The sequence below is a fragment of the Dietzia timorensis genome, assembly GCF_020742175.1.
GTDB classification, from domain to species: domain Bacteria; phylum Actinomycetota; class Actinomycetes; order Mycobacteriales; family Mycobacteriaceae; genus Dietzia; species Dietzia timorensis_A.
The window spans coordinates 1-14,701 of the sequence record NZ_DYXM01000021.1 but is presented as its reverse complement, the minus strand read 5'-3'; the positions used below and the strand labels follow the sequence as shown (position 1 = coordinate 14,701).

Sequence of the window (14,701 nt, the reverse complement as noted above, 5' to 3'; positions counted from 1 at the left end):
GGTGTTGTTCATCGTCGCCGCATTCGCGCACGTCACCGTCCGCGAGGGATTCAGTCTCGTCGTACTCGTCGAAGCGCTGGTCGCCATGTTCGCGACCTTCGTCGTCGTCACCATCGCGTCGATGACCATCGCGCGCGCGGTGTTCATGACCGGTGCCGATCTCGACCCGGACACCGACACGCGCGACCTCGACGAGTAGAACCCCTAGAACTTGGCGATCTCCAGCTTGCCCATCTGCATCATCGCCTCGTACGCCCCGGGCCTGCTCATGAGCTCGTCCATATTGTCGGGCACAACCTGCCAGCTGAGGCCGAACGCGTCCTTGCACCAGCCGCACTGCTCGGATTCGGGAACCGTGGACAGCGTGGCCCAGTAGCGGTCGATCTCGTCCTGACCGTGCGCATTGAGCATCAACGACATGCCCTCGTTGAACGTGAACGGCTGCTCGACCGCCGAATCCATCGCCGTGAACCACTGCCCCGCGAGCTGGAAATCGGAGAACACGATGGTGCCCGCCTCGGCCGGCCCCGTCTGCTCCGGGTACTCGGCGATATTCCCCCAGCCCGAATCGGGGATCAGTTCGATGTAGGTGCTCACGGCCTCGCGCGCCTTGTTCTGCGCCGCGCCACAGAACATCAGCGAAGGCAGCACGAACGGGCGCGACTCGCCCTCGGGATCGGTGAGGATGAGCTGCCAGCTCACGCCGAACTTGTCCATCACCCACGCGTACTTCTTGCTGAACGGGTACTCGTCCTTCGGCATCATCACGAATCCGCCCTCGGCGAGCCTGTCGAACGCCGCGTCCAGGTACTCGCTCGCATCCGAGTACAGCACCGGGTCGAAGTTGAGCATGAAGTTGACCGACGGATTCGGCTCGAACTCGGGTCCGGCATTGATGATCGTGATCCGCGTGCCCGCGAGCTGCAGGTCCATCGTGACCGGTTTACCGGCCATGTCCTTCTGGAAATCAGGCAGTCCGTCGGTCGGGTATCGGCCCGTCACCTCGGAAGAGAAATCGCGAAACACATCGGCGTAGAACTCTGCCTGCTCCTCGGCTCGCTGGTTGGACCAGATGTTGGGGACGATCTTCTGGGAGGTAGTGCTGACGTCGGACATCGGGAGTTCTCCTCGCGGTTCGGTGACTGCTTCCACGGTAACCGCGCCGCGCGCGTGGTCGCTTGTCCGATTGTGCGCAAAAAGTACCGACCCTCGCCTCAACAGTGGTCGAGGCGAGGGCCGGTGGCGACGCTAGGTGCTGACGAGAATGCTAGGCCCCGGTGATGAGACCTTCGAGGAACTTGAACTCTTCCTTCAATTCGCGGTAGGTGTACGACCACTCGCCTTCTGCATTCTCCTCGCACTCGCTGATCGCGACCTTCCACGGTGCGGTGGTGATGTCGTGGTAGCGGGACTTCGTGCAGTTGGCGAGGGAAGGATCCGTCGCCTTGTTCTCGTGCTCCTCGGTGAGCAGATCAGACAGCGGGCCGCTGGCCAGCGAGCCTGCCACGGAGCCTGAATCTTCTGCAGGGATCTGGCCGTCGCCATTCTGCGCGGCGGCGGTGCCGGCGCCGAGGGACAGTGCGAGAAGACTTGCGGCCGAAACGGCGAGAGTGCGTTTGAACATGAGAGAAGTCCTTGTCGTCGAGGGGATTATTTAGGCGTCGGCGTAGACGATGAACGGCTCGAGGAATGCGAACTCGGGAGCGAGAGACTGCCAGGTGAACGTCCAGTTGCCCTCTTCGTCGGCCTCGCACCCGGTGTATCCCCAGGTCTTCGCGTCGGTGTTCATCTGCTCGAAGTGTGTCGTGATGCAGTCCATCTCGTTCATCGGATCGCTGGTGTTGGTCGTGGTGATCGCGTCGATGAGCGGCTTCGACTGGTCGGTGTCGAGGCTGCCAATCGACGGCGGGGTTTCGATTCCGCCCTTGGGACCGTCGCCGAGGATCTGGCCGACGGGATTCGGAGCGGGTTTCGGTGTGGCGGTCTGCTGGGCCGAGGCGGCCGGAGCTCCGACACCGAGGGCGAACAGGGTGGCGGCTGCGATGGAGAGGGCCTTCTTCGACATGACGAGCATCCTTCCGTAGCGCTCTTGAGGGGTGTGGCTCTGTCCACTCGGTACATCGGCCCGGTTCGCCGGAGACGTTAACAGCTAAGTTTTCGCTCACCTTGACACTTGTAGATTGGCCTCGCTCCGGCTATCCGGCAGCACTGCGCAGAGCACGATGCGGCGTTGTTGATGCCTCAATGACAGCCGGAAGAATTCGGCGGTCGCTTGGTAGGTGCTCAGATCCGCCGTCATAAGTGGTGGCGCTTGCGCGCCGGCGACGAGAAAAGGCGCTGCCCCGCGCTCGCTTGGAGCACGGGGAAGCGCCTCGGGCAGGTGTGACTCGCGCCGGGCGAACCGGCGCTGGGTCACGTCCGGCTGGGACTAGTTCCAGCCGAGCTTGGCGTCGCCACGGTTCGGGTTCGACTCGACTCCGTCGCGGACCTTGCGGCCGAGATCCTCGTCGACCGCGCCCCAGTATGCGTAGACACGCTCGAGAAGATCGGTCTCCGACGGGTCGATCGCCGAGACGTGGCCGACGATGTTGCCGACGATGCGCTCACGAGCCGCGTCGTCCATGACGTCGCGGTAGAGGGTCGTGGCCTGTGCCTGGTCGGAGTCCTCCGCGTGCTGGACGTACTGGCCGCGGTAGATGTTGGCACCCTTGGTGTCCCACTCGCCGAGGTCGAAGGCACGCTCCGGCTGTGCGGCCGGGCCACCGGTCGAGTTCGGGTAGTACTCGGCGACGGCGGGGTGATTGAACTGGTATGCCAGGTGTCCGTCCTTCGCGTACGAGTTGACGGGCACGAGCGGCTGGTTGACCGGGAGCTGCTGGTAGTTCGAGCCGATCCGGTAACGATGGATATCCGCGTACGAGAACACGCGGCCGAGCAGCATCTTGTCCGGCGAAAAGCCGATACCGGGGACGAGGTTCGACGGTTCGAAGGCGGCCTGCTCGATCTGCGCGAAGAAGTTGAGCGGGTTGCGGTTGAGGGTCATCGTGCCCACCTTGTGCAGCGGGTAGTCCTTCTGCGACCAGACCTTGGTGAGGTCGAACGGGTTGAAGCGGTAGCCGTCCGCCTCGTCCGTCGGCATGATCTGCACGTAGAGGGTCCAGGACGGGTAGTCGCCGTTCTGGATCGACTGGAAAAGGTCCTTGCGGTGCAGGTCCGGGTCGGTACCGGCGAGCTTGTCGGCCTCATCCTGGGTGAGGTAGTCGATGCCCTGATCGGTCTTGAAGTGGAACTTCACCCAGTTCCGCTCGCCGGCCTCGTTGATGAACTGGTAGGTGTGCGAACCGAAACCGTCCATGTGGCGGTAGCTCTTCGGCAGGCCACGGTCGCCCATCAACCAGGTCACCTGGTGCGTGGACTCCGGCGACAGCGTCCAGAAGTCCCACTGCATCGCGTTGTTGCGCAGACCCGAGCCAGCCTTACGCTTCTGCGAACGGATGAAGTCGGGGAACTTGATCGCGTCGCGGACGAAGAACACCGGGGTGTTGTTACCCACGAGGTCGTAGTTGCCGTCCTCGGTGTAGAACTTGAGCGCGAAACCGCGCGGGTCGCGCCACGTGTCCGGGGAGCCCTGCTCGCCGGCGACGGTGGAGAAACGCGCCAGCATCGGGGTCTTCTTGCCCTTCTGCAGGAAGTCCGCCTTGGTCCACTTCGAGATGTCCTCGGTGACCTCGAGTTCGCCGAACGCTCCCGACCCCTTCGCGTGCACGAGGTGCTCCGGAACGCGCTCGCGGTTGAACTGCGCGAGCTTCTCGATGAGATACACGTCGTGGCTCGGGTGCGGTCCCTGCTGTCCGACCTGCGCCGAGTACTCGTCGCTGGGGACAGCGACGCCGCTGTTCATGGTCGTCGGCGATCCGGCCGGAATGTCGACGGACCCGCGGTCCGCCGGATGGATGTTCTCGTTCGTCATTTCAGACCCTCCGTTATGGGCATGTTGTGGGCAGGTTAGGGAATGAATCGTGCAGGCTACCGGGGAGGCGATTCGGCGGCCTTGGTGGCGGCCGCGCTCTTCGCACAGTCGGGGCAGGTGCCCCAGTAGACGATTTCGGCCTCGTCGATGGTGAACCCGTGGTCCTCCGCGGCGTCGAGGCACGGGGCCTCTCCGATCGCGCAGGACACGTCCTCGACCCGCCCGCATTCGCGGCACACCACATGGTGGTGATTGTCGCCGATCCGGGTTTCGTAGAGCGCCGGATGTCCGGCGGGTTCGAGCCGACTGATGAGACCGACTTCCACAAGAGTGCGCAGAGCGTCGTACACGGTCTGTGTCGACACCGTGCCCAGCTGTGCACGGACGTCCGATGCCACATCTTCCGCTGGAATATGCGCCTTCTTGTCGACAACGTTGAACACCGCGAGACGGGGTGCGGTGACCCGCAATCCCGACTCGCGCAGCTTCGCCGCTACGGGGTTCTCGGTTGTCATGACTCCAACCATAGCGCCCTTTCTGGAATAGTTCCAGTTTTGTTCAAACATAATTTTTGTACTGATTGAAATTAAGCCAAGGGTAGACTTCGAACTCTAAGTGTGACCTTCATCACTTGCATACGGTTGGGCCTAGGCCGCCCCAATACGCAACATGCGCCCCATCGTCGCCTGCCAATAGACGCCCGGCCCGCCATCGGTCGACGGCGCCACGGTTCCGGTGAGTTCCATCGGCTCGTCTACCGGCGCATCACCGACCTTGCTCCGGATGACCTCTTCACCGGTGTCGGCATCTACAGCCGTATAGAACACCGGCCCGACTTTCTGCGCGAGCCCGGTCGACACGGCGTCACCCAGACCGCGTTCGGCCTCCCCCGCACCGGGGAGTTCCGCGGACTGCGCCGGGACCTCGGGCAGGTCGCCGTAGGCGAGCCCATGGATCAGCCGGTCGTCGGTCGTCGCCTTGGGCAGCGTCGCCGTCCGGGAGTGCTGCGTCCACGCCCTGTGGCAACCCGAACCATCTGTGACGACGGAGGTCATTCCTCCCCTGTACGGCGCATGCGCCGGCACCGCAGGTCCATCGACCGCCATCGGCATGTACTCGTATCCGTACGTGTTCGCGATGATGATCGACCATTCTCCGCCACCACTTGACTCCAGGGCGATCGGCGAATTCTCCGACTGTGCGGGCCCATCGATGAGTCGGCCGTCGGCGGCGGCCGTGTCCGGGTCGAGCGTCGTCGCGAACGCCGGCATCTCGCACCGCACCTCGCCGCTCGCCCGGTCGAGCACGAACAGCGTCGAGCGGTCCGCGGCGTCCAGGTAGGCCACGAAGTCGTCGCCGTGGGGGCCGAAGTATGTCGGGGTCGAGCCCGAACCGTGGGCGAGCATGCCCGGGTGCCGCGCGCCCCCGCGCTCATAATCGCGGCGCCACGCGAGCTGCGGGGCTCCGCCGTCATCCTGGGTTATCTCGTAGAGGGCGTGGGAGGTCATGACCGAGGCGCCGCCGGGACGGACGGTGATGCCGTTGGACACCCGCTCGCCGGCGGGCGATCCTGCCGCTTCGGGAAGGTCGAGGATGCGAAGCGAATCCGGTTTGCCGGGACGGACCGTGCCGACGCGCGAGTCCACGGTGACAAACCAGATGCGGCCGTCGGTTCCCGGGGCGAGTCCGGTGATGTGGTCGCCGGGTTCGAGAGCTGGCGCAAGGTCGGCGAGGACGTCGTCGGTCATACTCCAGCGGCCGGCGTCGTCCCGGACGTGGCCGATGGCATGGAGGACGTGGTTGCCATCGGCGACGACGACTCGGTCTTGGTCGTCCATGTATCCGTAGACCCCGCCGAGCAGCGCGCCCTTGGCCAGTTGGACGCGGGCCACAGGCTGCGCGGTGGACGGGTCGAAGGCGACAACCGTGGGCGGGGTGAACTCGACCGGATCCGTGCCGACGTACGCCGTGCACAGCGCGACCGGCACGCCGTCGGCGCCGACGAACACGGACGAGCAGGTGCCGCCCGGTATCGACGCGGCGACCGCCGGGTTCGGGCCGGGTCCGACGCCGGGGATCGTGTCCGTGGAGTAGATGTCGCCATGCACCGCGGCGGTGCCGAGCGGGCCGAGCCCCGGAGTGCCGGGAACCGGACCGGCGGGTGCGGCGACGGCCTGCGCTCCCATTCCCGCGGACGCCGCGAGCGCCAGCACCGTCACCGCCCGGGTCGCGAGTTTCCTGGCCTTCGTCTTCGTGACTCGCCTCGTGCCATTCTTGTGCCGGGCCATGAATGCGCTCCCTCGATTTCGCGTTCGTCCCAGGGAACTTTAGGGAGCCCGGGCGCGCGGCATCGCCGTTTCGGCGTGAATGGAACGTGTCGATGCGAACCCTTGACTGCAACCTTTGTAGAGGTTCTAGCTTGAGGTTCACGCGTGCAGCCGCCACCGGTAGCCGCCGAGCCGAAGCCCCGCAACCGAGAATCCGCCCAAAATCAGCGATGCCCCGACCGGGAGAATCCCGGCCGGGGCATTAAGCGAAGACGAGCCCTAGGTGTTCACCAGCAGCTCGGCGATCTGAATCGTGTTGAGCGCGGCACCCTTGCGCAGGTTATCGCCGGACACCACGAGGTTGAGCCCGTGGCGCCCCTCGACCGAGTAATCCTGGCGGATACGCCCCACAAGCGACGGGTCCTGGCCCGCAGCCTTGAGCGGAGTGGGCACGTCGTCGTAGACGACGCCGGGCGCGTTCTCGAGGATCTCGCGCGCCTTATCGGGCGTGATCTCCTCGGAGAACGTCGCATTGATGCTCATCGTGTGGCCGGTGAACACCGGCACGCGCACGCAGGTGCCGGCGACGAGCAGGTCCGGGAGTCCGAGGATCTTGCGCGATTCGTTGCGCAGCTTCTGCTCCTCGTCGGTCTCCAAAGTGCCGTCATCGACGATCGAGCCGGCGAGCGGAAGCGCGTTGAACGCGATCGGCTCGACGTACGGCCCGGTGTCCTCGGCCTTGAGCGACGAACCGTCGGACACGAGCGCGTCCATGCCGTCGACGTTGGCGCGGACCTGCTCCTGCAGCGCGGCGACGCCGGCGAGCCCGGAACCGGACACGGCCTGGTACGAGGAGACCACGAGGCGAGTCAGCCCGGCAGCGTTGTGCAGCGCCTTGAGCACGGGCATCGCAGCCATCGTCGTGCAGTTCGGGTTCGCGATGATGCCCTTCGGCGTCTTCTTCGCGTCGTCAGGGTTGACCTCGGACACCACGAGAGGAACGTCGGGGTCCTTGCGCCATGCCGAGGAGTTGTCCACGACGATCGCCCCGGTGCCGGCAAAGCGAGGAGCCTGCTCCTTGCTCAGCGTGCCTCCGGCGGAGAACAGCGCGATGTCAATCCCGGCGAGCTGCCCGTCGGTCGTCGCGGCGACGTCTTCGACCTCGATCTCCTCACCGCGGAACGGCAGCTTCGTGCCCGCGCTGCGGGAGGAGGCGAAAAAGCGGACGCGGTCTGCCGGAAATTCGCGCTCTTCCAGCAGGGTGCGCATCACGCGCCCCACCTGTCCGGTGGCACCGACTACGGCGAGCGTGGTCATCAGTCGTTCAAACTCCTTTGTATGGGGTAGACGCACCCACCATCTATGACGGCGGAGGCTCTTCTATTTCTCGAGTCTACCGCCCGGTACCGGCGTGGACGACGGCCTCTTCGTCGCCCCCCAGCTCGAAGGCGGTGTGCAGTGCGCGAACGGCGTCTTCGAGTTCGCTTTCGCGGCACAGCACGGAGATCCGGATCTCCGAGGTGGAGATGAGCTCGATGTTGACCCCCGCCTCACTCAGGGCTTCACAGAACTTCGCCGTCACACCCGGGTGGGACTTCATCCCGGCGCCGACGAGGGAGACCTTGCCGACCGAGTCGTCGTAGAGCACCTTGTCGATCTCGAGATCTTCCTTGGCCTTGGTGAGCAGCTCGACGGCCCTCGGGCCCGCGGCGAGCGGGCACGTGAAGGTGATGTCGGTGCGCCCCTCGGCCTTGGAGACGTTCTGGAGCACCATGTCGATGTTGATCTCCGCGTCGGCGACGATGCGGAAGATCCGGCCGGCGAAACCCGGGCGGTCGGGGATGCCGACAACGGTGATCTTGGCTTCCGAAGCGTCGTGGGCTACTCCGGTGAGTACTGCATCTTCCACGGGGATGTCCTCCATCGATCCGGCCACGAGGGTGCCGGGGTTGTTGGTGTACGAGGAACGCACGCGCAGCGGCACGTGGTATCGGCGCGCGAACTCGACGCTGCGCAGGTTGAGGATCTTCGAGCCGACCGCAGCCATCTCGAGCATCTCCTCGAAGGAGATCTTGTCGAGCTTCTGGGCGTCGGCGGCGATGCGAGGGTCGGCGGTGTAGATGCCGTCGACGTCCGAGTAGATCTCGCACACGTCGGCCTCCAACGCGGCGGCCAGCGCGACGGCAGTGGTGTCCGAGCCGCCACGGCCGAGGGTCGTCACGTCCTTGGATTCCTGGGAGACGCCCTGGAAGCCGGCGACGATGACGATCGAATCGTCCTCCAGCGCCTCCTGGAGGCGGCCGGGAGTGACGTCGATGATGCGGCTGTCGCCGTGCCGGCTCGTGGTGATGATGCCGGCCTGCGACCCGGTGAACGAGCGGGCCTCCATGCCGAACGAGGAGATCGCCATCGCCAGCAAGGCGTTGGAGATGCGCTCGCCGGAGGTGAGCAGCATGTCGAGCTCGCGCTGCGGCGGCGCGGGGCAGACCTGCTCGGCGAGGTCGAGCAGATCGTCGGTGGTGTCGCCCATCGCGGAGGCGACGACCACGACCTTGTTGCCGGCCTTCTTCGTTTCGACGATGCGCTCGGCGACGCGGCGAATTCTCTCGGCAGACTCGACGGATGAGCCGCCGTATTTCTGTACGACCAATGCCATGGGTGTCTCGTGTCCTCCTCGGTGCCGGCCCGACCGGGGCAAGGAACCTTGCCACGCCCACAGGCAGATACACGGATAGCTTTTCGCATTTTCGGGCGGCGCCACAGGGTGTGAGGCGCCGCGTGCACGGGACCATCGTACCGAGTTGAAACCTGCTTTCCCCGGGCGACTGCTGCGGCTCCGAACATTAGCGGTGATAATTGTGCCTAATGCCTGCGACTTACTACGCCATCGGACTCGCGCTTGCGGCCGCCTTCACCACCGCGCTCGGCATGGTCTTGCGCCATGCCGCTGCCGAGGCGCCCAGCCATGGCGAGTCCGGCGCGCAGGCCGCCATTCGCTCGATCTTCAATTGGTATTGGCTCGGCGGCACACTGTCGTCGCTCCTCGGGTTCGCGTTGCAGGCCGCGGCGCTCAACTTCGGTTCGCTCCTTCTCGTGCAGCCGATCACGGTGCTCTCGCTCATGTTCACCCTTCCCCTCGCCTCGCGGTTTTCCGACCGCCCGGCGACGCGGTGGGAGTGGTTGTGGGCCTCGGTCCTCACCACGTGCGTCGCGGCCATCGTCGTGTACGGCCGCCCGATCGAGGGCGCGGAGCACCCGGCGTGGTGGGAGTGGCTCGCCGCGGTGCTCGCGGGCCTGGCGGTCATGGGAGTGCTGTCGAAGATCGCGCGCCAGGAACTGCGCCGCGACCGCGCACTGCTCCTCGGCGTCACCAGCGGCATAGCCTTCGCCTACGTCGCGGTTTTTGCCAAGGGACTCGTCACCAGGCTTTCCGCCGACGGCGTCATCGGCGTTCTCACAAATGGCGAGCTCTACGGGCTCCTCATCGCCGCGACGTTGGCTCTTGTCATCCAGCAGGCCTCGTTCGCCTCGGGCAACATCAACCAGGCCGCGCCGGCGAGCACGGTGACCACGCCCGTGGTCTCGATCGTGCTCGGCCTCTTCCTCCTCGGCGAGCGTTTCAGCGTGGCCGGGTGGGGGCTGCTGGTTATCGGCGGCATCATCGTCGTCATGGCCGCCGCGACGGTGTTCCTCGCCCGCGCCGCCGAGGAGTAGTAGCTCGTTCCGGGGCCCCGATCTAGCGCGTCCCGGTCCTCGATTGCCGCGTGACGTATCGTTGTCGACACATCCACGACCTCCGTGCACGCAGACAGAGAACAAAGATCATGCCAGGACACAGCACCACGACGGCGCGGCGTCTCCGCCCCGGAGACACCGCTGTGGTCCTAGGCGCATCGGAGCTATTTCCCACTTCCCCAGCGCCCGAATGGGTTTCGGATTTACTTTCCTCGTCGACGGCGCTGTTGTACTGGGCGACCGACGCCAACGGCGGAGCGCTCGGGTTCCTCCTCGCAACACTGCTGCCGCTGCCGGACTCCGTCGAGGTCTTCATCTACGAAATGGGCCTCGCCCCCGCGCACGCACCTGGCGCCGGAGGCAGCGCCGCGCCCTCTGCCGCCGAGATCAGCTCCGCGCTCATCGATCGCGCCGCGGCCTTCGCCGAGGACTGCGCATGCACGCGGATGTGGGGTGTCCCCCGCCCCGGAGCAACGCTGTATGACGACGGAGGCGCGCAGGTATCCAGCCTCGACATCCCGCTGTGATCGTCGCCGGTCCACGCCGGAAGCAAGCCGCGCGGGCGGGAGGGCGAGCGCCGTCCGCCGTCGGATAGTAGGGTGGTCCGCATGCAGCGCGCGCTTCTCCTTCGATGCCGCGGCGGGGCTAACTTCTAGAGAGTCGGCACCCCGTCGTGGGGTCTCATCGTGCCGGCTCTTTCATCGCTCTTCATATGATTAGCCCCAGCACGAAAGGACACCCCATGACTCGCTCGGACGCGTTCGTCTCTGCATCCTCCTCGATCACCCCGCCCTCTGCGCCCGCGCCGGCAGATCAGCCCGCGTGGAACAAGCAGAAGGCCTCCTCGATGCCGGCCTTCCGGTACCAGGCCTTTTACGACGAGGTCGAGGACACCTCCCTGCCGGACCGCACCTGGCCCGACGTTGTCGTCGACAGCGCCCCGCTGTGGTGCGCGGTAGACCTGCGCGACGGCAACCAGGCGCTCATCGACCCGATGAACCCCGCACGCAAGCGCCGCATGTTCGAGCTGCTCGTGCGCATGGGTTACAAGCAGATCGAGGTCGGCTTCCCGTCCGCCTCGCAGACCGATTACGACTTCGTCCGCGAGATCATCAACGACGGCGCAATCCCCGACGACGTCTCGATCCAGGTGCTCGTGCAGTGCCGCGAGGATCTGATCCGCCGCACGTTCGAGGCCTGCGAGGGCGCGAAGAACGTGATCGTGCACTTCTATAACTCGACCTCGGTCCTGCAGCGCCGCGTCGTGTTCCGCGCCGATAAGGACGCGATCAAGAAGATCGCCACCGACGCCGCGACCCTCGTCGTCGACCTGGCGAAGGAGTACCCCGACGTCAACTGGCAGTGGCAGTACTCCCCCGAGTCCTTCACCGGCACCGAACTCTCCTTCTCCAAAGAGGTGTGCGACGCGGTCTCCGAGATCATCGCCCCGACACCGGACAATCCGATGATCCTCAACCTGCCGTCCACGGTGGAGATGGCCACGCCCAACGTGTACGCCGACCAGATCGAGTGGATGCACCGCAACCTGGAACGCCGCGACTCGATCATCCTGTCGCTGCACCCGCACAACGACCGCGGCACCGGCGTCGCTGCCACCGAGCTGGCGATGAAGGCCGGCGCACAGCGCGTCGAGGGGTGCCTGTTCGGCAATGGCGAGCGCACCGGCAACGTCTGCCTGGTGACGCTCGGGATGAATCTGCTCACCCAGGGTGTCGACCCGCAGATCAATTTCTCGGACATGGACGAGATCCGCCGGACCGTCGAGTACGCCAACCAGCTGCCGGTCGGCGAGCGCCACCCATATGGCGGCGATCTCGTCTTCACGGCCTTCTCCGGCTCGCACCAGGATGCGATCAATAAGGGGATGACGGCGCTGGAAGACGTCGCCGCCGAGGCCGGCACCACCGTGTCGGAGACGACGTGGGAGGTGCCCTACCTGCCGCTCGACCCCAAGGACGAGGGCCGCTCCTACGAAGCGGTGATCCGGGTGAATTCGCAGTCCGGCAAGGGCGGGATCTCCTACATCCTGCGCACCGACTACGGCCTGCAGCTGCCGCGCCGCCTGCAGGTCGAGTTCTCGAAGGTGATCCAGCAGATCACCGACTCCGAGGGCGGCGAGGTGACGCCGAAGGCGATGTGGGACGTGTTCTCCTCCGAGTACCTCGACCGGATTTCGCCGATGGAGCGGATGTCGCAGACGCTGCACGCCGCCTCCACGGACGACGGGGAAGACCAGATCGACGCCGTCATCAAGTGGAAGGGCCGCGACTACGAGATCAACGGGGTTGGCAACGGCCCGCTCGCCGCGTTCGTCGATGCGCTCAACCAACTGGATTACGGCGAGATCCGGATCCTCGACTACTCCGAGCACGCGATGAGTGCCGGCGACGATGCCTCCGCGGCCGCGTATGTCGAGTGCCAGATCGACGGCGAGGTCTACTGGGGTGTCGGCCGCGCCGGTTCGATCACGACCGCTTCGCTGCGCGCCGTGGTCTCCGCGGTCAACCGCGCGTTCGCGAGCGAGGCGATCGGCCCCGATACCGATGAGATCCCCAGCTCGACGTCCACGCGCACCTGGGCGCCGTAGCACCTCTCCCCGCTCTACTATTCGCGCCGCAGGAGGCGTGCCGGGCTCCGATCCGGCGCCGCCTGCGGCGCGTTCATCGTCGAATTGGACAGCGCACCGACGACCCCGGAACCAGCCCCGGGATTGTGGTGCCGACCACCCTCATGGTGCGAGTGGTCGATTTCGACGAATTTTCACAGAAAATTGGTAAATCGCTTATCCGCCCTGGTGAGGTAGCCTCGCGCGATTTCGGCGACTTTAACTTCCGTCACGGTTGTAACGAACGCTCACTGTAGGCGCGATTAAGTCACGAATAGATAACCAAAGCATTTCCCAAAGGACACGTAAGCGAGGTAGCCTCAGCTGCGTTGGGAGTATGTCTACCACCGAAACGTCACCGAAGATGACGCTGCGGGCGCCGCGCGCCTTAGCTCATCGGACCCGGTAAGCGAGACCACTGGAGTTTAGTTCTATGCGATCGATCAACCGCCGCTCGTTCCTCGCGAGCTCTGCCGGTGCCGCGTCTGCGGTCGGCCTCGGCGCCGCCATGTCCGGCACCGTCGGCGCCGGAGTGGCCAATGCCCAGGGCCTTCCGCTTGGCTCCTCCGGCGAGGTTCCGCTCCCCAATCCGGGACTCGTCGGTGTCGAGGCTCCGGCCGGAAGCGTCGACGCCGCCACCCAGGTCCGCTTCGCGCTTCCCGAGGGCTGGTCCGACTGGCTCCCCTTCCCGAAGCCCGATGGCGCCCGCGACGACCAGGGTGCTGTGCCCGCCTCCGGCGCGGTTCCGTCCCCCGACGGCGCCAAGGCGTTCGAGGTCCGCGGCCCGCAGGGCACCAACCCGGTCTACGCCGGCTCCGCGGTCGGCCCGACCGGCTCCTCTGCCGTCGATGACTTCCTCCGCGAGACCGGGCAGCTTCGCACCGACGCTCTCGTCAACTACGCCGGCATGCCGACCATCGATGTGCTCGGCATTCCCGTCGTCCCGCGCTGGGCGTGGGGCGCCGACGAGTCCATCACCTGGTGGGACCCGTACTACCGCGAGGCCCAGGTCCTCACCGTGCACCACTCGGTGACTCCTGCCGGCTGGGACACCGCCGCCACGATGCGCGCGTTCCACCGCTACCACACCCTCACCAACGGCTGGGGCGACATCGGCTACCAGCTCGTCATCGACCCCGCGGGCGTCGTGTACCAGGGCCGCCGTTCGGGTCCGATCCCGGTCTTCCAGGGCATCCCGATCCCGGGCATCCGCCCGCAGGCCACCGTCGGTGCGCACGTCGGCGGAAACAACTCCGGCAACATCGGCGTCTGCCTCATGGGTGACTTCACCGGCGCGATGCCGTCGCCCGCGCAGTGGGGTTCGCTCATCAACGTGCTCGCCCGCCTCTCGGCCGCGCTCAACCTCAACCCGGCCGGTGGCGTCCGCTACGTCAACCCGGAGAGTGGTGCCGCTTCCGATCGCTGGGCGATCAGCGGCCACCGCGACTGGATGGGCACGGGCTGCCCCGGCGACATGATGTACAACGCTCTCGGCGCCGTCCGCGGCCAGGCCGCCGCCGCTCGCGCCGGCCTCGGCATCTACCCGGGCTCGACCGGCATCCCGATGCCGCCGATGCCCGAGATCCCGAACCTCGGTTCCTAACTTCGGCAGGCTGCGCCACACGGTAGCCGCCCGCATAGCGATAAGAGTGCCCCGCGCCCGAAGGCGCGGGGCACTCGACATTTACGAGGCCGTGTGCGGCCACATCCGGACGCAGTCGTAGAGCAGCGGCGCGAGCGCGGCGTCGCGCTCTCCCCCTGCGGACAATTCGCGCGGGTCGATCCAGCGGAGCTCCTCGATCTCGGCCGCGGGCTGCGGATCTTCCGCGCAGGGAGCCAGGAACACGTCGGCGTGGAGCCGGAACCCGGGCTCGTTCGCGGCTGCCGTGCGCACATGGCCGAGCGGCTCGAGCGCCGCAGGGTCGGGGCGGAAGCCGAGCTCCTCGCCGAGCTCACGCAGCGCGGTTTCGGCGGCGCTCTCGCCAGGCTCGGGCTTCCCGCCTGGATGCATGAAGCACGACGTTCCCCGCTTGCGCACGGTGAGCCAGCGGCCGGCGGGATCGCGGAGAATCACCGCGGATACGGAGATGGTCTTATCGATGC

The 14,701-nt window shown here is 66.2% G+C and carries 14 protein-coding genes; 5 read left to right on the top strand and 9 right to left on the bottom strand.

What is annotated here, in order from left to right:
* Window positions 1-199: hypothetical protein (locus tag K8V11_RS00955; RefSeq protein WP_303910336.1), on the top strand; the 199-nt coding region annotated here is incomplete at its 5' end.
* Window positions 200-204: 5 nt separating this feature from the next.
* Here the strand turns inward: K8V11_RS00955 and K8V11_RS00950 are convergent.
* The 8 genes from K8V11_RS00950 to K8V11_RS00915 form a co-directional block, all read right to left on the bottom strand.
* Window positions 205-1,116: a VOC family protein gene (locus K8V11_RS00950; protein WP_303910335.1), complete on the bottom strand. Its 912-nt coding sequence runs from the start codon at window positions 1,114-1,116 to the stop codon at window positions 205-207.
* 151 nt (window positions 1,117-1,267) lie between these two features.
* Entirely contained in the window at window positions 1,268-1,624 is a 357-nt protein-coding gene (locus K8V11_RS00945) for a hypothetical protein (RefSeq protein WP_303910334.1), read from the bottom strand.
* Between the two features lie 30 nt (window positions 1,625-1,654).
* A complete protein-coding gene (locus tag K8V11_RS00940) occupies window positions 1,655-2,065 on the bottom strand; it encodes a hypothetical protein (protein WP_303910333.1) in 411 nt (136 codons plus the stop codon).
* A 363-nt stretch (window positions 2,066-2,428) separates the two neighbouring features.
* Window positions 2,429-3,901, bottom strand: coding sequence for a catalase (locus K8V11_RS00935; RefSeq protein WP_303910337.1), 1,473 nt, complete (start codon window positions 3,899-3,901; stop codon window positions 2,429-2,431).
* Window positions 3,902-4,026: 125 nt separating this feature from the next.
* Window positions 4,027-4,485 carry a Fur family transcriptional regulator gene (locus tag K8V11_RS00930; RefSeq protein ID WP_303910332.1) on the bottom strand — a complete coding sequence of 153 codons (459 nt, stop codon included), beginning with the start codon at window positions 4,483-4,485 and terminating at the stop codon, window positions 4,027-4,029.
* A gap of 132 nt (window positions 4,486-4,617) precedes the next feature.
* A complete protein-coding gene (locus K8V11_RS00925) occupies window positions 4,618-6,258 on the bottom strand; it encodes a hypothetical protein (protein WP_303910331.1) in 1,641 nt (546 codons plus the stop codon).
* 258 nt (window positions 6,259-6,516) lie between these two features.
* Complete coding sequence (locus K8V11_RS00920) at window positions 6,517-7,554, bottom strand: aspartate-semialdehyde dehydrogenase (protein ID WP_303910330.1); 1,038 nt, start codon at window positions 7,552-7,554, stop codon at window positions 6,517-6,519.
* Between the two features lie 76 nt (window positions 7,555-7,630).
* Window positions 7,631-8,893 (bottom strand): aspartate kinase, encoded by a 1,263-nt coding sequence (locus K8V11_RS00915; RefSeq protein ID WP_303910329.1) that lies wholly within the window; start codon window positions 8,891-8,893, stop codon window positions 7,631-7,633.
* Window positions 8,894-9,102: 209 nt separating this feature from the next.
* Here K8V11_RS00915 and K8V11_RS00910 point away from each other — a divergent pair, with 209 nt between their 5' ends.
* The 4 genes from K8V11_RS00910 to K8V11_RS00895 all read left to right on the top strand — a co-directional run bounded on the left by K8V11_RS00910 (window position 9,103) and on the right by K8V11_RS00895 (window position 14,201).
* Window positions 9,103-9,951, top strand: a complete 849-nt coding sequence (locus tag K8V11_RS00910; protein WP_303910328.1) for a DMT family transporter — start codon at window positions 9,103-9,105, stop codon at window positions 9,949-9,951.
* A gap of 110 nt (window positions 9,952-10,061) precedes the next feature.
* The gene (locus K8V11_RS00905) at window positions 10,062-10,499 is read left to right on the top strand and encodes a hypothetical protein (RefSeq protein WP_303910327.1); all 438 of its coding nucleotides are present in this window, start codon (window positions 10,062-10,064) and stop codon (window positions 10,497-10,499) included.
* A 215-nt stretch (window positions 10,500-10,714) separates the two neighbouring features.
* Complete coding sequence (gene leuA, locus K8V11_RS00900) at window positions 10,715-12,580, top strand: 2-isopropylmalate synthase (RefSeq protein WP_303910326.1); 1,866 nt, start codon at window positions 10,715-10,717, stop codon at window positions 12,578-12,580.
* Between the two features lie 451 nt (window positions 12,581-13,031).
* The gene (locus tag K8V11_RS00895) at window positions 13,032-14,201 is read left to right on the top strand and encodes a peptidoglycan recognition family protein (RefSeq protein WP_303910325.1); all 1,170 of its coding nucleotides are present in this window, start codon (window positions 13,032-13,034) and stop codon (window positions 14,199-14,201) included.
* 81 nt (window positions 14,202-14,282) lie between these two features.
* Here the strand turns inward: K8V11_RS00895 and K8V11_RS00890 are convergent, their stop codons facing one another.
* Window positions 14,283-14,699, bottom strand: a complete 417-nt coding sequence (locus K8V11_RS00890; protein WP_303910324.1) for an NUDIX domain-containing protein — start codon at window positions 14,697-14,699, stop codon at window positions 14,283-14,285.
* Between the last annotated feature and the right edge of the window lie 2 nt (window positions 14,700-14,701).